Annotated in this window: 18 protein-coding genes; 8 read left to right on the top strand and 10 right to left on the bottom strand. The window is 69.7% G+C overall.

The features are described 5' to 3' along the window. Window positions 1–1,037: 1,037 nt before the first annotated feature. The 3 genes from J7F03_RS03745 to J7F03_RS03735 all read left to right on the top strand — a co-directional run bounded on the left by J7F03_RS03745 (window position 1,038) and on the right by J7F03_RS03735 (window position 2,937). Entirely contained in the window at window positions 1,038–1,529 is a 492-nt protein-coding gene (locus J7F03_RS03745; protein ID WP_308379015.1) for a helix-turn-helix domain-containing protein, read from the top strand. Beyond that, on the top strand, window positions 1,526–2,011 hold the full coding sequence (locus tag J7F03_RS03740) for a hypothetical protein (RefSeq protein ID WP_214947188.1): 486 nt from the start codon (window positions 1,526–1,528) through the stop codon (window positions 2,009–2,011). Before J7F03_RS03745 ends, J7F03_RS03740 begins: the two co-directional genes overlap by 4 nt. 365 nt (window positions 2,012–2,376) lie before the next feature. Beyond that, window positions 2,377–2,937: a GNAT family N-acetyltransferase gene (locus J7F03_RS03735; protein ID WP_214947187.1), complete on the top strand. Its 561-nt coding sequence runs from the start codon at window positions 2,377–2,379 to the stop codon at window positions 2,935–2,937. Window positions 2,938–4,714: 1,777 nt separating this feature from the next. On the opposite strand, the gene J7F03_RS03730 is transcribed toward J7F03_RS03735, so the two are convergent. Both J7F03_RS03730 and J7F03_RS03725 read right to left on the bottom strand, forming a co-directional pair. After that, complete coding sequence (locus J7F03_RS03730) at window positions 4,715–5,113, bottom strand: hypothetical protein (protein WP_214947186.1); 399 nt, start codon at window positions 5,111–5,113, stop codon at window positions 4,715–4,717. Then, window positions 5,113–5,379, bottom strand: a complete 267-nt coding sequence (locus J7F03_RS03725) for a hypothetical protein (RefSeq protein ID WP_214947185.1) — start codon at window positions 5,377–5,379, stop codon at window positions 5,113–5,115. Before J7F03_RS03725 ends, J7F03_RS03730 begins: the two co-directional genes overlap by 1 nt. Before the next feature lie 442 nt (window positions 5,380–5,821). On the opposite strand from J7F03_RS03725, the gene J7F03_RS03720 reads away from it, so the two are divergent. Then, window positions 5,822–6,034, top strand: coding sequence for a cold-shock protein (locus tag J7F03_RS03720; protein WP_214947184.1), 213 nt, complete (start codon window positions 5,822–5,824; stop codon window positions 6,032–6,034). A 161-nt stretch (window positions 6,035–6,195) separates the two neighbouring features. Here J7F03_RS03720 and J7F03_RS03715 read toward each other — a convergent pair whose 3' ends face one another. From J7F03_RS03715 to J7F03_RS03705, 3 genes are all read right to left on the bottom strand, one after another. Next, entirely contained in the window at window positions 6,196–7,521 is a 1,326-nt protein-coding gene (locus J7F03_RS03715) for a Vps62-related protein (RefSeq protein ID WP_214947183.1), read from the bottom strand. A 494-nt stretch (window positions 7,522–8,015) separates the two neighbouring features. After that, on the bottom strand, window positions 8,016–8,534 hold the full coding sequence (locus J7F03_RS40765) for a hypothetical protein (protein ID WP_251071387.1): 519 nt from the start codon (window positions 8,532–8,534) through the stop codon (window positions 8,016–8,018). Between the two features lie 682 nt (window positions 8,535–9,216). Next, window positions 9,217–9,717 (bottom strand): helix-turn-helix transcriptional regulator, encoded by a 501-nt coding sequence (locus tag J7F03_RS03705; protein ID WP_251071386.1) that lies wholly within the window; start codon window positions 9,715–9,717, stop codon window positions 9,217–9,219. A 184-nt stretch (window positions 9,718–9,901) separates the two neighbouring features. Between J7F03_RS03705 and J7F03_RS03700 the strand changes: the two genes are divergently transcribed. Both J7F03_RS03700 and J7F03_RS03695 read left to right on the top strand, forming a co-directional pair. Further along, entirely contained in the window at window positions 9,902–10,306 is a 405-nt protein-coding gene (locus tag J7F03_RS03700; RefSeq protein ID WP_214947182.1) for an STAS domain-containing protein, read from the top strand. Window positions 10,307–10,735: 429 nt separating this feature from the next. After that, entirely contained in the window at window positions 10,736–10,975 is a 240-nt protein-coding gene (locus J7F03_RS03695) for a hypothetical protein (RefSeq protein WP_214947181.1), read from the top strand. A 9-nt stretch (window positions 10,976–10,984) separates the two neighbouring features. On the opposite strand, the gene J7F03_RS03690 is transcribed toward J7F03_RS03695, so the two are convergent. Both J7F03_RS03690 and J7F03_RS03685 read right to left on the bottom strand, forming a co-directional pair. Continuing rightward, on the bottom strand, window positions 10,985–11,188 hold the full coding sequence (locus J7F03_RS03690) for a hypothetical protein (protein ID WP_214947180.1): 204 nt from the start codon (window positions 11,186–11,188) through the stop codon (window positions 10,985–10,987). 228 nt (window positions 11,189–11,416) lie between these two features. Beyond that, window positions 11,417–11,692 carry an isoamylase early set domain-containing protein gene (locus J7F03_RS03685; RefSeq protein ID WP_214931263.1) on the bottom strand — a complete coding sequence of 92 codons (276 nt, stop codon included), beginning with the start codon at window positions 11,690–11,692 and terminating at the stop codon, window positions 11,417–11,419. A 206-nt stretch (window positions 11,693–11,898) separates the two neighbouring features. On the opposite strand from J7F03_RS03685, the gene J7F03_RS03680 reads away from it, so the two are divergent. Further along, window positions 11,899–12,093: a hypothetical protein gene (locus J7F03_RS03680; RefSeq protein WP_214947179.1), complete on the top strand. Its 195-nt coding sequence runs from the start codon at window positions 11,899–11,901 to the stop codon at window positions 12,091–12,093. Window positions 12,094–12,244: 151 nt separating this feature from the next. Here the strand turns inward: J7F03_RS03680 and J7F03_RS03675 are convergent, their stop codons facing one another. Both J7F03_RS03675 and J7F03_RS03670 read right to left on the bottom strand, forming a co-directional pair. Further along, window positions 12,245–12,802: an XRE family transcriptional regulator gene (locus J7F03_RS03675; RefSeq protein ID WP_214947178.1), complete on the bottom strand. Its 558-nt coding sequence runs from the start codon at window positions 12,800–12,802 to the stop codon at window positions 12,245–12,247. Window positions 12,803–12,808: 6 nt separating this feature from the next. Next, entirely contained in the window at window positions 12,809–15,016 is a 2,208-nt protein-coding gene (locus J7F03_RS03670) for a DNA-binding transcriptional regulator (protein WP_214947177.1), read from the bottom strand. 107 nt (window positions 15,017–15,123) lie between these two features. Here J7F03_RS03670 and J7F03_RS03665 point away from each other — a divergent pair, with 107 nt between their 5' ends. After that, window positions 15,124–16,929 (top strand): zeta toxin family protein, encoded by a 1,806-nt coding sequence (locus J7F03_RS03665; RefSeq protein WP_214947176.1) that lies wholly within the window; start codon window positions 15,124–15,126, stop codon window positions 16,927–16,929. Here the strand turns inward: J7F03_RS03665 and J7F03_RS03660 are convergent. Then, window positions 16,916–17,503, bottom strand: a complete 588-nt coding sequence (locus J7F03_RS03660) for a hypothetical protein (protein ID WP_214947175.1) — start codon at window positions 17,501–17,503, stop codon at window positions 16,916–16,918. The two genes, J7F03_RS03665 and J7F03_RS03660, sit on opposite strands and share 14 nt — an antisense overlap. Between the last annotated feature and the right edge of the window lie 95 nt (window positions 17,504–17,598).

Here is a 17,598-nt window from a genome sequence, read left to right as displayed (position 1 = left end):
CCCGGCGGGCCCGCTCCGCGACCCCGCCAACCGCAGTGAGACCGGGGCGCCTTCGGCCCCCCGGGGGCCGGCCTCCGGCCGACCCGCGGCCTCCGCTCCGCTCCAGCCACCGCCCGCGCTCCGCACGGGCAAAAGCCAGGCAGGCAGTAGGAGGCGCGTCCGGCCGGACCGGGGTGAGGTGTAAGCGGCAGCAAGAGGAGAGGGGGTGACGGGCCGTCGGGAAGATGACGGGCCGAACAAGTTTCGGAACGGGCCCAGGTGAGAGGGTAGAGCGCGTGCGTCAAAAATAGAAGCTAGATTGACTCTGGAATGAAGACTCCCCAGCCACTCGACTTGGACAAAAAATTGCCGAGGTTCCCGCAATAGCACAAGACCCCAATTAGAGAAGCCGGGCGCGAGGTGAGTAATGGAGCAGTAAATGGCGGATAGGGGAATCGTCGGAACGTGGTCAAACATTGAGCCGCATTCTCCGAAGGGAGCGGCCTGGGGGCTCGATCGAGCGTGGGAGTACGGATGCGGCGTGGTGGTGCTTGATCGCAAGCGCGTGATTCGGTATCACGCGCGCGCACGCTCTAGATGCAAGAGGCGCACGTTTCTGCTGGTCAGAGCGTTGTGGCTCGCGAGATATGTCAGCCCTGGACTGACATATCTCGGCTGGGAGGTCAGTAGATCCTGACGGACCGCCATCGTTTCGTGGCACTACTGCCACGAAACGCGAGGTGGAGCGTCACCGGGCCGTGGTCGAGGCCCCTCACCGGGCGAAGGTCAGGCAGGGCTGACGTTCGGGTGACTTTCGTGGCTGCGTTGCTGCGTTTTGGTAGCAGTACTGCCACGGTTCGCTATGGTTCTGACGTTGCGACGATCAAGGAGACAACAACCCCATGAGCTCAGGGCCCCTGGACGGCAGCGCAGCGCCGGAGCTGCCTGGAGAGCCGTCCCGTCGTCGGCGGCGCCCGAAGCCGCCGCCCACCGCCTACAACCGGTCCTCGGGCTCCACGATCGAGCTGCCCGCCGGCCACGCTGCCCAGGTCTTCCCCGTGGGTTCAAGCACGGGGTTCATCGGCGAGGCGTTCTCCATGGACAGCTTGGAGTTCATGCGCTGGGCGGCAGTCCGGTACGACGACGACCGGTTCGTGCTCGTGGTGCTGTTCACGCTCATGGGGTCGCAGAAGCCCGGCGGCCTGGTCGAGGCAACCCATGAGGACGTCGCTGAAGCCCTCGGGTACAGCCGGCCTCACATCAGTCGGGTCTTCAGGGTTCTGGAGGCCGACGGGGCGCTTCGCAGGCTCCAGAGGGGTCTGTACCAGCTGAACCCGGCGGCGACGCTCCGGGGAGGGCTCAGGGAGCCGCGCAGGGGCGAGAAGAGGCGTTCCAAGACGGGTATGGGCGACAGGGTGGAGCAGCTGGATCTGCTGCGCGAGATCATGGAGGACCCGGACGCACCAGAGGCGTTCCGGGCGATGGCCGCTCCCGGCGCGAAACTGGAGAAGCGCAAGGAGTCGGATGGGGAAGGGAAGGCCACGTCATGACGTCCGCCGCCGAGGAATGGGTTCCGCGTCGCAACGTGCTGTGGGGCAGCTTCAACGGTCTCGCGTACGTGCCGCGGCTTCCTCCCACCGCCTACACGCTGCTGCTGCACATGATGACCGAGCAGGAGCCGGGCGGCCTGGTGGTCGCCACACACGACGAGCTCGCCGCCGGCCTTGCCATGGAGCGCGGCATGATCAGCCGGGCCATGCCGCACCTGGTCGCCGCTCGGCTCGTCACCGTGGTCCGCCGCGGCCGCTTCCAGCTCCACCCGATGATCGCCGCCTTCAACGACCCCCGAGAGCAGCAGCGCGCCATCAAGGTCCTGCCCAACGACATGCGGCTGGACGTCGGCGACTTCGAGGACGAGTACGAGCGACGCTTCCAGCTCCACCTGGACGAGAAGACCCGCAAGGCCGAGGCGAAGGCCAAGGGCAACGTCACGCCTATCACCAAGCCGACCCGGCTCAAGCGCGTCCGCTGACCCGCTGCCGGTCCCTGCATCACGGCGCTGCACCCCAACGGTGCAGCGCCGTTCGCGTCTGGTGTCGCCGTCGACACCAGAGATCCCCGTCAGCGTGGACAAAGGTCCACGCGGAGAGGTGTGAACGGTCACGGTATTCCTCAGGCCGAAGTTCACGATCTTCCCATGGGGACCTTCGGATGGGGCTCCGTGGGCACCAGGTCAATACCGGAGCGGCTCTGTTCTTCCTTGGACCGATAACGGGCCAGCTTCAGGGCCGCAGATGGCTCCGCGAGGCAGTGGCTAATGTCGCCCCAGGCTCGCCTGCCCTGCCCCGGGCCCGGAGCGTGGCCACCTTGGCATCCAGTCCTTGGAAGGGAAACACGATGGCATCCACGCCGCCTGCCGAGCTGTCGACCCCCCGGCTCCTGCTGCGCCCCTGGCAGTGCTCTGACCTGGAGGCTTTCGCCCAGCTGAATGCCGACCCCACCGTTATGGAGCATTTCCCGGCGCCCCTGGACCGTCCTGCGAGCGATGCCCTGGCCGAGCGTCTCGGTGAGGCCGTGACTCGCGAGGGCTGGGGCCTGTGGGCCGTGGAAGAGCGCGCCACCAGCGCCTTCATCGGCTTCACCGGCCTGGGTCGGACCTCCTTCGATGCCCACTTCACCCCCGCGGTCGAGATCGGCTGGCGCCTGGCGCGTTCCGCTTGGGGACAGGGGTACGCCACGGAAGCGGCCGCAGCCGCCGTCAGCTTCGCCTTCGACACACTCGCCCTCGAGGAGCTCGTCTCCTTCACCGCCGCCGGCAACCACCGCTCCCGGGCCGTCATGGAACGCCTGCACATGACCCACGACCCACGGGACGACTTCGACCACCCGAGCCTCCCCACCGGCCATCCCCTGAGCCGGCACGCGCTCTACCGACTCCCGAAGAACCCTCACCGGTGAAGCGCACCGACCGGCCGCCAGGGTCCGCTTGACGCGCAAGGCGCCTGTCATGGGGAGCGGCGCCGCACCCTCCAGCAGGGGCGCGGCGCCGCTTTCGCGTGGGGCGCGATGTGTCAGATCCGTGCACACCGTTCCCGCAGGCGGGAAACGCGCAGGTCACACGCACGAGAATGCAGCAACCAAACGACCGTTTGCTACACGTCCTGCTGCCCTCTGCAGCACCACCTGCTACCCGAGCAGCACCCGCGTGCCGCCTGGGGCCAGCGCTGAATGTCATCGCTCTCCGGCGTTCCGAGCAGCGGGGCTTTGCACCCTTCACGACCAGGAACAGCAGCCGGTGCAGCACCACCTGCTGCACCGGCCAGGTCGCGAAGGGTGCAGGGTCTGCACGGCGCGGCGAGAAGCGTCTTCCTCTACCCGAGGGCGTCACCGGCGGAGGCCGGCGCTCTGTCTGGGAGCCTTCGGCCGCCGACTCTCGCGTGGACACCGGCTGCAAGTGGAGGGCCCTGCCCAAGGGTTCACCGCCACCAACCGCACCCAGCCCCCACCCTCTTCCCACCAACTCTGACAACGGTGCGTTCCGGGCCAAGCCGCATCCCCTTCAGCTCACCAGAACGAGCTACACCCGCCTCGTTGAGACTCGTCCGGACCCAGCCACCGGCCAGCGCTTGTCATGCAGGACCAGGATCAGGTACTCAAACACACACATACTGCAAGGTGACTCGGCTAGTGCGTGTTCCGTTCTCCAGGACGACGAAGAAGCTCAGGCGGCTCCGCTCGTACACTCCGCTGATGCGGATCTCCTGGCTCGCCCCTGGGCTGAGGACTCCCGAGGACGGCGAAACAACGATGTTCCGCGCTACGGTCACCTTGGCCCCCTGCTTCACGGCCGGCGGGGCGAGGGCGTACGCCGTCGCCGTCCAGCTGGCTCGCCCGTCGTGCTGGCGCAGCTCCACGCCAGCCTTGATGCCGCTGCACGCCACGTATTCCGCGGTCTTGTCACGGGCGTTCTCCGGCGTCAACGTCCGTTGGACGAAGAGGGTGCCAGCAGCTGCCTCCGTGCCTGACGGCGAAGGCGGGGAGCTCACGTCTGTCGGGCGGGGAACCTTGGGCGTCCTGTTGGGTGTGGCCGGTGCCGACGTGCGGGAGGCAGCGGACGCCGGTCCGTCAGCAGGCTGCACCGCACTTGGGGAATCCAGCCCCTGGCACGCCGTACCCGCTACCAGGAGCAGGGTGGCAAGCGCCGTACCGGCACGCCCTCGGCTTTTCGACATACGCCCCCCAAGTGGCTTTGAAACAACTGTGGATGCTCAAGGAGATCGACGGAAGGGGTGCGACGCAGCTGGGTGGAGCCCGGTAGCGCAGGGGGCGTGCGCCAGGGCAGCCGTGCTTCTATGCCGGGCTGCTCGGCAGTCGAACTCGTCAGGCGTGCACCACGGACGCGGCAGCGTGGCCCATCGGCCGAGCATCACATGTCATGGACGGCTCAGGAACAGGTACAGCAGACGGCGCTGTGTGCCCCGCTGAGCGCCTCAATGGCCCCGGAGGCGGCCGAGGGGGGCCCTGGACGGCGGTAAACGCGCCCAGAGGGGCCGTACAGGGCCGCTGTGGATCATCGGATGGCCAGGTGGGGTAGGGATCGGCTCCGAGCGGGTGGGGGGAAGTGGTGCCCCCTGGCGAGCTCTGCTCTCAGAGGGGGGAGATATCTACCCGCACATGACCACTACAGGTACTACCCACATTGGGGTGCAAGGCCGGTCCCGCGCGGAGCGGCCGGCTACTGGCCGGGGTGGACTGCCTGGACGCCGGTGTTCTCGTACGCCTCGGGGGTCAGGGTCAGCAGGTACCGGCCGGCGGGGAAGTCCGCGGAAGGCCGGGCGGCGTGGATGGCGTGGACGGCCGCCCAGGAGTATCCGGTGCGCAGCAGTTCGGTGGCGGCGAGCGCGGCCGCGGTGTCGAAGGGCTCGAGTTCGATGAACCGGAGTCCGTGGATGTAGGCCAGCAGGCCGGGGCGCTCGGTGTCGCCGGCGGTGAGCGAGAGCACCGGGGCGTAGAGCGTGCCGAGGCCGCCGGAGGCTTGGACGTAGAAGGCCGCGACGGCCTCGTTGAACGGGTCCTTGGGGTCGTGCAGGGCGGTGGCGGCCGTGTGGTCCAGGACGACGGCGATGGCCGCCACTACGCGGCCGCCGAGTCGTGGCTGGCGCCCAGGCGCTCCAGGAGGCCGCGGGCCTTCGTCTCGGCCTCTGCGCTGGGCACGGTGCCCAGGATGGAGGCGAGCTCGGCGCGGGCCTGGGCGGCGCGCTCCTCGAACTCGGACTGGGTGGGCCGGCTCTCGGCGAGGGCCTCGACCAGGTTGCGGATCGTGGTGTTGTTCTCGGCCGCCAGCAGGGCCAGGCGGTCGCGGGTTGCAGCGCTGACCTTGATGCTCGTTTCGTCTGCCATCCCTCGACTCTACTTCTAGTAGAGGAGCGCTGGGAGGGTTCCGTCCCATCCCGTTGCGCCGGTGCGGTCAGGGTGGAACGCCCACGTGCAACGCGCGCCGGCCCCAGCTCCGGCGGGCCGAGGGTGCAACGCGGGGGTGCAACGCTCACGTCACGGGAAAGACGTTCTTGCAGGTCAGACCCGCAACAGCGCGCCCTGTTGCACCGTGTTGCGGAAATGTGTTGCGCGGTGCGTTGCACAGCGGCGTTGCGAACGGAGGGTAATGATCGACTGACCTCTGACAGGAGATCTTGACCGTTTGCCAGGTGAGTTTGATCGTCTGGTTCCGGTCATTTCTTGCGACAAGGCCGAGGATTCCCAGGATCGTCCCCGCCGTCGGGAATGATCAGCTTGTTGGGCGTCCTGTACGTCCAGCCCGAGCACGTGATTCGAGGGAGTGGATATGGCGGAGCGGCAGTCCGGCACCGTGAAGTGGTTCAACGATGAGAAGGGGTTCGGCTTCATCACCCCCGAGAGCGGTCCGGACCTCTTCGTGCACTTCAAAGCGATCCAGGGGAACGGTTTCAAGAGTCTCAAGGAAGGCCAAAGGGTGACCTTTATCGCGGTGCAGGGCGAGAAGGGTATGCAGGCGGACGAGGTCTTCGCAGAGGGCTGAGCCCCTGACCAGGGAAGCGTCTGCTGCTGGCCCCGAGCTGAATCGGCTGCCGGGCCGGCAGCAGCAGACGATGCTGCCGCCGGGGTCAATGACGACCAGACGTCAGGGGACGCGCTGCCCGGCAGGACGATCCGGCCGGGCAGCGGTATGAGGTCGGTGTTCTACTGCGGGGTGTCGGGGATGTTGGCCTCGGTTTCGCCGAAGGCATCGGCGGTCGTGGCCTGCGGGGTGTCCATCCCGTCGGCGTTGGCCACGACTCCTGCACCGCCGGGGTATTCGCCGGTGACGTAGGAGTCGACGTCGAACTTCAGGCCTCCTTGGCCGCCGATGACCGCACCGCCCTTGCGGACCGCGATGATCTCGTGTGTCGCCGACCACAAGGCCCCCGAGGACCGCGGCGGAGTGGTGAGGCCATGCGTTTTGGTGACCGAGTTGAGCAGCGAGACGCCGGTCCGGGTGCTGTAGCCGAGTTCGGTGGTCACGCTGGTCTCCACCGAGGCGCTGATTCCCTTGGCTGCGATGCCGACCGACGCGCTGACCGTGACGCTGGTCTTCTTGCTGAACTCCTCGCTCTTCTCCTGGGTGACGCCGGTGGTGACGGCCATGCTCGACTCGGCCGGCGTGGTGCCGGCCTGGTTGTTCCGGAAGATCTGCAGGGTGTAGTTGACGCGGCGTTCCAAGGTGTAGAAGGGCGAGTTCGCAGCCTGCCAGGCGAGGGTCTTGTCGGGGTCCTTGATGAGCGTGCACGGTACTGTCACCGCGCGGTCCGTGATCTGCGCGACCGGGTCGGGCTCTCGGTGGGCGGTCAGCACCGGGGCGGCTGGGGGGTTGCGCTTGGCGATGACCGCGGGCAGGTCCAGGACGTACACCGCTTCGGTCGGGCGGTCGTAGCTACCGTGGGCACGCAGCAGGTCGGCGCCAAGGATCAGGCGTTCGGCGCTGTCAGAGGGGTAGCGGGGCGGGCGAATCTGCCAGATGGAGACGTCGCTCTTGGACCCGGACTTCTTGTCGTTCCAGATGAGGTCGCCGATCACGCCCTCGCGCACATAGCTGCGGCCCGCCAGATCCCTGCGAATGCACGCGTAGTACGCGGGGTTCGGCGCATCCCAGCTGAAGTCGGCGAACACGTCCCCGAGCGCGACGTAGCCGGTCGGCGGGATCGCCCGCCACACCGAACCGTTCCACTTCGCGCCCGACCCCCGGTCGTTCCAGATCAGTTCGAACCGGACCGGGGGTTTGATCATCGTGTCGGCGGCGTTCGCTCCGCGGACCAGGATCGTGGCCCGCTTGCCACTGATGTCGGCTTGGGTGTTGCTGCCGAGGCTCCCGAGGTAGCGCCAGCCCTGCGCGTAGAGCGTGCCTCCCCCGAAATGCGGGTTGTAGAACACGCCGTCCATGGCGGCTCCCGACCCATCGTCATCCCACCGACGGACGAACCGGTCCGTCACCGCGATGTCCAACGCTCCGTACCTGACACTCTCGACCATCCCTGGCCTCCCTCCGTGCGACTCCCGGCGTGGCTGCTCACTCGGAAGCCACACCATGCGCACTGAAAGTTATGGGGCGACTACGGAAGGCGTCCGGATCGTTGGGTCTGATGTCCTGATTGCAGTGCTTTATGGCTTGGTAGGCAGTCTTGTGGCGGTCTCTATGTCGTCACGAGGTGCGGTCGCACAGCGCGGCCGCAGCCGGACATCCCCGGCGCGGTAAGCGCGGATCCCAACGCGGTTGACGGCATGGTCTCCTGAACCGGACGGTCAAACTCACCTGGCAAACGGTCAAGATCACATGTCGCGGGACATCGACTGGGTTGCGGGCCTGACTCTCACAGCTCACAGGCCGGGTGCACGGAAACCTGTTCACCAGGGAAAACAGACTCCCACCACATAGGCAAACAGGGCAGAAAGCTGCATTTCGACTCACAGCTCACAGGCACCCCCGGCAGGGTGTTGTGAGGTGTTGTTGTCGCTCAGTGTGAACCTCACAGCAAGCACGGTCGGCTGCACGGGCACTGCCCGCAGCTGGAGCAGCCGGCGCACTCCAGGCAGAAGGCGAGTGGACACCGCCCGGGGCAGGAGCAGATCGGATTGTGGTCGGGGTCGTCCTCGCCGGGGTACCGGGTCTCACCGAAGGGAGGCTCCGTCCAGGCGTCGACGGTTCCGTCGGCGCGCAGTTCCTCGTAGTGGTGGCCGATGGCGCTGTGTTCCTCCCAGACGGCGACGGCCTCCTGGGCGTGGTTCATGCCGGGCTGTGCGCGGGTGAGGAACGCGGCGAGCTCGCCGGCGGCGTCGGCATCGGCGGTGGCGAGGCGGGCCGCGAACGGCAGCTGGTCGATGTCGGCGCCGGGGACGAGCTCGGCGAGGGCCGCGAGCAGCGCGGCGTGGGCGAGGAGCGGCGGGTGCAGCAGGCTGGCGGCGGCTTCGCGGGCGGCCGGGTCGGCGTAGTGCCCGCGGTGCGCGGCGAGGGCGCGGGCGAGCCAGGCGTCGATGTCGGGCTGCACGTACGAGCCGGCGCGGCGGGTGAGCTCGTCGCGGGCGGCTTCGTCGCCTTCCCGGGGTTCGGTCTGCTCGAGGGTGCCCCGCTCGCGGAGCGCCTGGAGCTGGTCGGCGCGGGCGCCGACTCGGGCCGCCGCGCGCTGCTCGGCCTCGCGGGCTTCGGCGGCCGCGGCTTCGGCGGCGAGCTCCTCCTGGACGACGGCGTCGTCGTCCGGGGTCGTACGGGCCGCCGGTCACCGCGAGGAGCCGGCCGATGCGCTCCCATTCGGCGAGCTCGGCCGCGCGGCGGCCGATGTGGTCGGCCGCCTCTTCGTACCGGCGGTCCAGGTGCGCGTCCAGCTCGGCGTCGGCGAGTGCCTGGACGGCCTCGCCGTGCGTCATGCCCCGGGCGCGGCGCCGGACCGAAGAGCGGCCGACCTTCGCCGGGTCGATCGGCGTGCGCGGGATGCGGGCCTCGGGGACGCGGCGCGGCCGCCGCCAGCCATCGGTCGTCATCATGGCTCTCGCTTTCGCATGGAAACGGGAAAGAGGGCCGCCGTCCGAGTATGCGACGGCGGCCCGTCCATCCAGGTTTATAGCAGGGTGGAATTCTGTGTGTCTAAAACGCAATATCGAGCCGCTCGACGTCAACGATTTGCACCTTCAGGCCCGCGCGACCACCCCCTTCGAGGCGGAAATAGGCGTCCCCTATGGCCTCGGCGACGAGGTCATGCAGCTCTGTGCCGTCGCTCCCCTGTCCCTGGCGGCGAGGATCGCGGCGGCGTGGAAGGGGGATACCGCGACGCTGATGTCCCGTTTCCGACCCGCGTCCGAGGTGCCCGCAGGGCCGAGTGCGAAGTAGGCGGTGGTGGAGATGACGAGCCCCGCCGAGGTGGCCGCGCGCTGCCTCGCCTGCGCTTTGACCTGCGGTTGCCACTCGGTTTCGGTCTCCTGCTCCAAGGCGGCCTGGAGCCGCTTCTGCGGCTTCTTCGTGGCTCCGGAGAGGTAGCGGTCCACCGTCTTACGGGAGACGCCCAAGCGCTCCGCCAGGGACTTCGAGGAGCCGCCCTCGCGCGTGCGAAGGAATTTCATCCGGGCCTGCGCGGATTTCGGTGCGGGACGGGTGAACAGGGTGCGCTCCGCGCGTCGCAGGCCCTCGAGAAGCTTGTCGCGCAGCAGGGCTCGCCCTGCGGTGTTGTCGTTGATCATCCCTGGAGCCTGCAGGACCGCCCCTGTGGATGCGGGATGTGACGCCGGGGCGGTACCTCAGGGGGAGCGGCCGCAATGTCCAGGTTGTGTCGGAGCGTCAGCGTGCCTCGCACCCGTCCGGGGGAACGCCGCGCCAGGATGGGGACCCCCGAGGGCCCGGCGCCCCGGGCGGGAGGAGAACGCATTGATCACCACGAACGTCCAGCGCCACGGCACGGTCCTGGTCAGCATCACCGGGGCACTCGATGAGGACGCGGGCGCGGCGCTCCAGCGGGCGCTGAACGACGTCACCTCTGACGAGCGGGACCTCATGGTCGACCTGCACGGCACGATCTCCATGGACGCCGCCGGCCTGCTCCACCTCCTGGCCCTGCACCGGCGGGCGGAGAGCCTGGGCTTGCGCGTCCTGGTCGTCGGCTGGCAGCCCCAGCCCCAGCAACTCATGGCCGACGTCGCCGGCATCCGCGGGCGCGGCTCGGCCACCGGCGAGCGGTACGCGGTGGCGGGCTTTCGCCGGCTGATCGAAGAGCGGGCACAGCGCGCACGAGACGTCTCGGATTTCGGTGCCGGATGGCTGTCTGGCGTCTAGCAAGGCCGGGTCCGTTCCCCGGCGCGGCCCTCTCGTCACGGTCCACGTCGGCGGGGCAGGATTGGGAGGGTGACGGCTGAGTTGAGGGCAGAGAGCGTCGTGTGCCCGTACTGCGCGGCGGGCCCGACTGACGGCCAGGCGCGTACGGTCGCGGTTGCGGCCGCCAGGTGTCGCCTGACGGTGACGTGGCATGTTCTGTCTTGCCCGCACTATGCGGCTGATCGTGTCCTGGCGGGAAAAGAAGATTGAGCCCGCGCCTCGCTTGAGCCGCGCCGAGGCCGAGGGGTACGGGCAGACGGCCTGACCCCCGTGCAGGCCCCGCCCCGCCCTCTCGATACCGTCGGCGGGCCGGGCGTGATCGTAGCGCGTGGCCGGCCGTTTCATGGCAGTGGTGACCTGCGACTACTGCGATCCGTTGGGGGGGGTGACATGACGGCAGCGCACGGGGTCCCCGAGGAGTGCCGGGGTGGCGGCCCGGTCGGCCATGGCCTCTCCACGGCCGGTCCGGCGGGTATGGACCCCCGCGCCCGTGAAGCGATCGAGAACATCGTGCGGGCGGTCCGCGAGGGCGACGACGCCCGCATCCGCACGCTGCTGGCCACTCTGGCCGCCGTCGCGGACACCGCAGCCCTCCTGTACCTGCGCGAGCGGCTGTACGCGCCGGAGTGAGGATGTGGTTCAGGCACGGTGGAACAGGTCTCCGGTGTTCACCGGGCGCCGGCCACCCCACGTCAGGCCCGGACGGCGGGGCACTTCCCGGCCCTCGGCGAGCCACTGGCGCTCGACGGCGTCGTAGATCGGCGCGTCGGACACCTGCCAGAACTCCTCTGCCAGCCGGGCGAATCCGGCTCGCTCCGGAGGCGGAACGGTTTTCTGCTCCATGTCCGGGTCCAACGAACCGGGGTGGCCGATGTGGCGGCGCGTGACCGTTCCGTCATGAACCGGGGCCGTGAAGGCGGCTGGGCTCGGGAACGACGACGGCCCCTGCCGCCGGGGGGCGGGGGCAGGGGCCGTCACACGGATTCCGGCCCGGGGGGAGCGAAGGGCCGGGGGCACGTGTCGCCGCTCTCAACGCCTGCCGCTGCCCCGGGTCACGCCGGTTGGGCCATTTCAGGTGCGTACGCGGCTGTTGAGGCCGTCGTGGCTGTCGGCGCTCTCCTCGTCGAACCAGTAGTCGCCGGCCGCGAGGTAGCGGAAGGAGTGCTCGCTCTTGCCGGGCAGGGCGACGGTGACCGCCCGGGTGCCGTCGCTGCGCGGCGTGAGCGTGTGGGTGCCGGGCTGCCAGTCGTTGAAGTCGCCCACCACGCTGACCGGGCCGGGCGGGGTGTCGGCGGGCAGGACGAAGGTGACCTCGGTGCGGTCCTTGCGCGGTTTGCGCTCCAGCATGGCGGTGCACTCCTGACAGCAGGCGGGCGGGGGATCCCGCTCATCCTCGCCACCGGAGACACGGTCCGCATTCCGACGCAGCCACCCCGGTTCCCGACATCACCCCTGCGCCACGATCCGTAGCCGAAATGGTGCGGAACATAACCGTCCGTGTGAGCGTGAGAACGAGGAAATCCTCACCCCCCGCATCAAGAGGAGTCGCCGTCATGGGCGGTACGCAGGACAAGCGCCAGGAGCCGGGCAAGGGCCGCGAGGAGCAGCAGCGCCCGCAGCGACCCGGCCAGGACCCGGTCCACCCTCAGCCCGGCCAGCCGTCCCGCGGCAAGAGCCCCGAGGAGACCAAGCGGCGCCGCGACAACCCGCTTCACGAAGAGCGAGACCTGCGCGACGAAGAGCTCTAGAGCAGAGCCGCACCCCACGCACGCAGAGCCCGGCCGGTTCACAGTCACCCCGGCCGGGTTCTGTCACGTCCCGCCCACCGCCGATCGACAGGGCGGCACGCATCAGGACCCCGAACCGCGTCGACGGTTCGGGGCCCTGATGCGTGGTGGGTCAGAGGGTGATGTCGATCTCCTGGATGTCGGTGAACTCGACGTCCAGGTCGTGGGCACGGCGGCCGTTGTCGCGGAAGTAGTGGTGGCCGAGGCCCTGGGCGGCGATGTCGAGGAGCTGCTGTTCGGTGGCGCCCTGGTCGCGAGCGTCGAAGAGCTGCTGGGCCCACTGCGGGGACAGGGCCTGGGTGATGTGCCGCATCCGGCCGTCGTCGGTGGTGCCCGGGGCCGCGGTGAACCCGAACTGCGCCTTGGTGGTGACGACGATGCCGGTGCTCGTCGCGGCGGCCTTCTTCGCCTTCGCCCTGATCTGCGGCTGCCACCGCTTTTTGACCTCGCGCTCTATGCGGGCGGCGAGGTCCTTGCGGGGATGCTTGATCTGTCCGGTCACGTACCGCTCCACGGTCCGCTGGGACACCCCGAGCGCCTGGGCGGCGGCCTTCGTGCCCTTGAGCTGCTTGACCAGGTACTTCATCTGCGCCTGCGCGCTCTTGGGGGTGGAGCGGGTGAACGCCTTCTCCAGTGCGCGGTCCAGGCTGTCCCCGAGCGAGGTCACCATCGTCTTCTACTCCCCGTCGTCGGCCGGGCGGCCGTCCTTGATGTTCCGGGCGATGTTGAACAGGCCGCCGAGTTCTTCGATTTTCTGCTCGGCCCACAGAACTGTCTGGGTGCCCTCCCACTTGACCATCCCCGGCGAGACGCCGAGCCGGAACGTGCCGGTCACCGGCTTGCCGTCGGGCGTGTACGGGAGGAAGTCCAGCGGGGAGGGCCCGTCGGAGGGGTAGACGATGCAGTCGGTGCCGATGGCGACGGGGTAGACGTCGGCCGCTGCGGCGGTCTTCATCATCTTGCGGTGCATGATCACGCGGACGGTCGACAGGACAGCGGCCCGGATGTCGGGGCGCCACGTCTCACGCTCAAGGGCCGGCCACGGCTCGTAGAACGGGACCTCGCCGCGGCTGTTGCGCTGGCGCAGCTTGCCGATGCCGCCCTTCGCGGTCGCCTTGATCGCCTTCAGCAGCAGCTTCAGCGCCGGGTCCCCGTCCTTCACCCGGGCCATCGCCTCCAGGAACGCCTCGTCGTCCATGCCCGGGACGACGCCGAGGTCGGCCATCGTCGCCAGGTAGGCGTCACGCAGCCGGTCGTACCAGGGGTCCAGGTAGCGGCCGGTCTCGGTGCGCACGTACGCCTCGATCGGCGCGACGTCGAAACCGAGCTGGACCGCGTACGCGACCGACGGCGTGGCGTACCAGGCCGGCCCTGTGGGGCGCTCCCCAGACGGCGTGAACGGGGAGGGGAGCCGGTCGCCGTCGACGGTCCGGCCGCCCACCCGAGCGCGGGAGAGGTCGACGTGGGAGAGGTCGACCAGCCACGAGCCGGGCAGCGCCTTGTCGAAGGCGGGGTTGGTGAGGTGGGTGGGCCCGTTCAGGCCGACGACGAGGCTGTTGGCTGCGGCGGCGAACGCCATGTTGACGTCGATGCCGACCAGGTACGGCTTCAGGCACTCGTCATCGGTCAGCTCCCGGCACCAGCTGAACGGCTCCTCCATCAACATCTGGTCCGGGGTCCGCTGGTGGTGGCGGGGCCACTTCCCCTTCAGGATCGGGTGCTCGTCGGGCACCTCGCACTCCACCACGTCGTACACGGCCGTCAGCGCGTCCGCGTTGTACGCGGGCTTGAAGGCGCCGGTGGTCTCGTCCTTCTCCGCGCGGGTCGGCGGACGCAGCGCCGTCATCAGCGCCAGGCCCGTGGTCGCCGTGAAGCCGCGCGGCGTGATCACCCGCTCCGCGTACGTGCCGAGGAACCGGGCGAGGTCCGCCGCCGACATCGTCGGCAGCTGCGGGTCCTTCTTGTCGTCCCACTCGCTCGTGGGCAGCGCGCCCCAGGCCGGGATGCACAGCTGCACGCAGCGCCGCTTGCCGTCCTCGGGCCGGTAGAAGATCCGCGTCCACGCGCCGAAGCCACGCTTGGTGAGCTCCAGCCCGGCGCGCTCGACCTGCCTGATGACCTTATGACCGTCCTTGAGGCGTCCGGCGCTGCGCTCCTCGGGTGTGAGGGCGGTGGGCAGGCCGTAGCGCTCCAGCGCGGCCGGAGTCAGGACGAGCATCGGGTCGGCGTCGAAGCCGCTGCGGTGCAGGCGGGCCTGCCCCAGCTTCGCCTCGGTCAGCGTCCAGTCCACCAGGGCCGGCACGGTCTTGGCGGGCACCTCGAGGACCAGGCCGCCGACGCAGTACGCCACGACCTGGCCGTTCTCGACGTCGAGGACGGCCAGCGGACCGTTCTCGAACCGCGGGTCGGCGGCGGCCCGAGCGAGCTCGGGCTTCGCAACGGCCTTCTTCGCACCCGCGCGCCGCGACGACGGCGGCTTGGTGGAGCTGGGTACCTCCGGGGGTGACGGCGGCACGGCGGCCGGCGGCTGTACCGGCGCAGTGGCGGCATGGGTCAGGCCAGTGGGCGCCTCCGGGGCCTCGGAGGCGGCCGGGCCGGCGAACGCTTCGGGCACGGGCCGCTCGTTCTTGACCGGGGTGGCGTACTGCGCCGCCCATCCGTCCAGCAGGCGCTGGTACGCCTGACGTCGCGGCGGCCGCGGCTCCGAGCGGCCGACCTCCCAGTTCTTCACGGACTGTGTCGTGGTCTGCAGCGCCTGGGCGAGCCGGGCCTGAGTGATCCCGGCCGCCTCGCGCAGGCGGGCCCGTTCCGCCGGCGGCGGCATTGCAGGCTCCCCCGCGAGCAGGGCGTCCACGGCGTCGAACAGTTCCTCTTCGGTGGGCATACCTCACCTCCAACCCACACCCTACCATTCCTTACCCTCAGATTTGGCGTTTTCTTATTCTTGGATTTACCCTCGGTTTTAATCTAGTGGGGTGGGGAGGGACAACGGTGATAGAGCAGCACGCGGTTCCGCAGGGACTGGAGGGACTATCCGACGCGGAAATCCGCCGGATCCTGACCGAGATCCTGCTGCCGGAGTGGACCGCCGGGGCCGTCCAGCAGGACCGGCCGGTGGTCGTGGTCGTGGCCGGCCCGCCCGGCAGCGGCAAGTCCACGGCCGCCGAGATGATCCACACCGTGCTCAGCCGCCGAGGAGGCGCGGTCCGCATCGGCAGCGATCTCTACAAGCGGGCCCACAGGGAGTACGAGGTGCTGCTGGAGCGGGACGTACGGACGGCTGGCGCCGGGGTGCGGCCGGTGACCCGCTGGTGGCAGGCGGAGATCGAGGCGTATGCGCGCGCGGCCGGGCTGGACGTGGTGGTGGAGCTCGCACTGGCGGATCCTGCCGAAGCCCGGACCGTGTCGGCCCTGTACCGGGCGGCGGGCTACTGGATCGAGCTGGTCGTCCTCGCGGTGGCCGAGGCGGACAGCCAGTTCGGCGCCCTGGAAAGGTTCTTAGCCCCGGGCGCCGACGGCGGCCGGTACGTCGCCTGGGACAACCAGGACCACTGCTCCGACGGGCTGCTGACCTCGCTCGAGGTGATCGAGGCCGAGCACCTGGTGGACCGGATAACCGCGGTCCGCCGGGGGCTGGAGCCGCTGTACGACAACGAGCTCACCGACGAACGCATATGGGGCCGGCCACCGGCCGCGGTCGCGACGGTGCGGGCAGAGCGGTTACGGCCCTGGAGCGGACCGCGCAGCCGCATCTTCCGACACAAGCTGGTGCGGGCCGAGGTCCTGGTCCACGACGAGCGGCTGCCCGTGGACCACCGCCTGGCGGTGTCCCGCGACGCCGAGCGGGCGGCGGCCGTCGCCGAGCCGGTCCGCCGTATCGCGCACCCGCTCTCCGCGCCGCCCGGCACCGGCTACCACCGCCTCAGCGCGGACCAACACCGCTGGACCTTCGACGAACTGATCGCCCCGACCTTCCTGCGCAAGGCGACCTTCCGCCCGGACCCGCTGGTCGTCTACCTGGTCGGCGAGGCGGGCGCACGCCAGCTGGAGGCGAGGCGGATGCTGCGCCGGGCGATGCGGCCGGGCACCGTCGTACTGGACCCCGATGTGCTGCGCGGCCACCACCCGGACCACTTCCAGCTGGTCAACGACACTCCCCGCATCGCCGACGAGCTGGTGCGGCCGGATGCCGAGGACTGGCAGGCCGAGGCCGAGGCGTACGTACGGGAACGGCGCGGCGACCTGCTCGTCGAAGCCGACTTCACCAGCACCGCCGACTTCACCTTGAGCGCGGGCCGCTTCGCCCGGGCCGACTATCAGATCGAGGTCGTGGCCCTGGCCGGACGGGCGGCCGACAGCCGACAGCGCACTCTCGTCGACCACGCCCGTGCTCTGGGGCTCGACGTGGTCACCGCGCTCCCGGCCCCGGCCGCGCACGCCAGGGGTTGCCAGGTGGCGGCTGGCATCGTGGCGGCCGCGGCCGCAGACCCCGGCGTCAGCGCGGTCCGGGTGATCGACGGCGAGCACCGGGCGCTGGGCCGGGACCGGTGGGCCGCCTGGGCTCTGGCCGCTGCCCGGCGCCGCCCCTACACCCAGCAGGAGGCCGCCCGCTTTCAATCCGTCCAGCGAGCCTTGCATCAGGTGCTGCCCCGGTGGCGGGAGGAGATCGCAGGGATCACGGCCCAGGCGCAGCCGCTGATGCCTGCCGCGTGGCAGGCCCGGCAGGTGGAGCAATGGGAAGGCCCTGCCCGTCTGCCGTTGCCTGCGGCTGACACACGCCGGGTCAGTCAGTGGTGAAGACCGCAGCGCGTATCTCTTGGTGTGCCCGTCGGTCGGCGGCCACCGCCGAGTAGTGGCAGGCACTGCCTGGGTGTTCACGGAGGAGGCTTGCCACGATGTGTGCCGCGTGCCCGGTGATGCCAGCCAGCCACGGCCTGATGGAGTCTTGTGGTGTCCACTGGTCGTAGCTGGCGTCCCAGGTGAACAGGGCGGTCGCTGCGGCCTCCAGCAGATCCCAGTTCGCCGTGCGGTCCGCGTACCTCGCGATCCGCCACAGCCAGAGCATCACCTGGTCCATCTCCTGGAACTCGGGCCAGCTGCCGTTCTCGTCCCGGGTGTGGCTGGCCAGCGCATGGAGGATCTCGGTGGCCTGGGGGATGTTCCGGCTCAGGACGGGGCCGGCGACGTCGGCATGTAGGAGGACCAGGGCGTGGACGTGGAGCTCGTAGTCGCGCGGCCGGTCAGCCACGAGGTCGACCAGATCCATGGCGGCGCCTCCGTCGCCGGTCTCAGCCAGCTGGAGCAGACGCCTCGCACGGATGATGGGCAGCGTCGCGGTGTCGGCCCGTGGCCGGTCGAGGAGGGCGAGCAACTCCGGAATGCTCTGGGGGCGCTCTCCAGGATCTGGCCGGGTGCAGGTCCGTAGGACGTAGCGCCAGGGTCCGGACCCTCTCTGTCAGCCTTGGG

The sequence above is a fragment of the Streptomyces sp. ISL-43 genome (assembly GCF_018614195.1).
In the GTDB taxonomy this organism is placed as follows: Bacteria; Actinomycetota; Actinomycetes; order Streptomycetales; family Streptomycetaceae; genus Streptomyces.
The sequence above is the reverse complement of the archived record's forward strand: the minus strand, read 5'-3'. Positions and strand labels throughout refer to the sequence as shown.

Coding starts and splice junctions, on each gene's coding strand:
- J7F03_RS03740 (WP_214947188.1), top strand. CDS start 1,526: ATGACGTCCGCCGCCGAGGAATGGGTTCCGCGTCGCAACGTGCTGTGG.
- J7F03_RS03680 (WP_214947179.1), top strand. CDS start 11,899: ATGGGCGGTACGCAGGACAAGCGCCAGGAGCCGGGCAAGGGCCGCGAG.
- J7F03_RS03715 (WP_214947183.1), bottom strand. CDS start 7,521: ATGGTCGAGAGTGTCAGGTACGGAGCGTTGGACATCGCGGTGACGGAC.
- J7F03_RS03720 (WP_214947184.1), top strand. CDS start 5,822: ATGGCGGAGCGGCAGTCCGGCACCGTGAAGTGGTTCAACGATGAGAAG.
- J7F03_RS03695 (WP_214947181.1), top strand. CDS start 10,736: ATGACGGCAGCGCACGGGGTCCCCGAGGAGTGCCGGGGTGGCGGCCCG.
- J7F03_RS03735 (WP_214947187.1), top strand. CDS start 2,377: ATGGCATCCACGCCGCCTGCCGAGCTGTCGACCCCCCGGCTCCTGCTG.
- J7F03_RS03725 (WP_214947185.1), bottom strand. CDS start 5,379: ATGGCAGACGAAACGAGCATCAAGGTCAGCGCTGCAACCCGCGACCGC.
- J7F03_RS03690 (WP_214947180.1), bottom strand. CDS start 11,188: ATGGAGCAGAAAACCGTTCCGCCTCCGGAGCGAGCCGGATTCGCCCGG.
- J7F03_RS03705 (WP_251071386.1), bottom strand. CDS start 9,717: ATGATCAACGACAACACCGCAGGGCGAGCCCTGCTGCGCGACAAGCTT.
- J7F03_RS03675 (WP_214947178.1), bottom strand. CDS start 12,802: ATGGTGACCTCGCTCGGGGACAGCCTGGACCGCGCACTGGAGAAGGCG.
- J7F03_RS03685 (WP_214931263.1), bottom strand. CDS start 11,692: ATGCTGGAGCGCAAACCGCGCAAGGACCGCACCGAGGTCACCTTCGTC.
- J7F03_RS03670 (WP_214947177.1), bottom strand. CDS start 15,016: ATGCCCACCGAAGAGGAACTGTTCGACGCCGTGGACGCCCTGCTCGCG.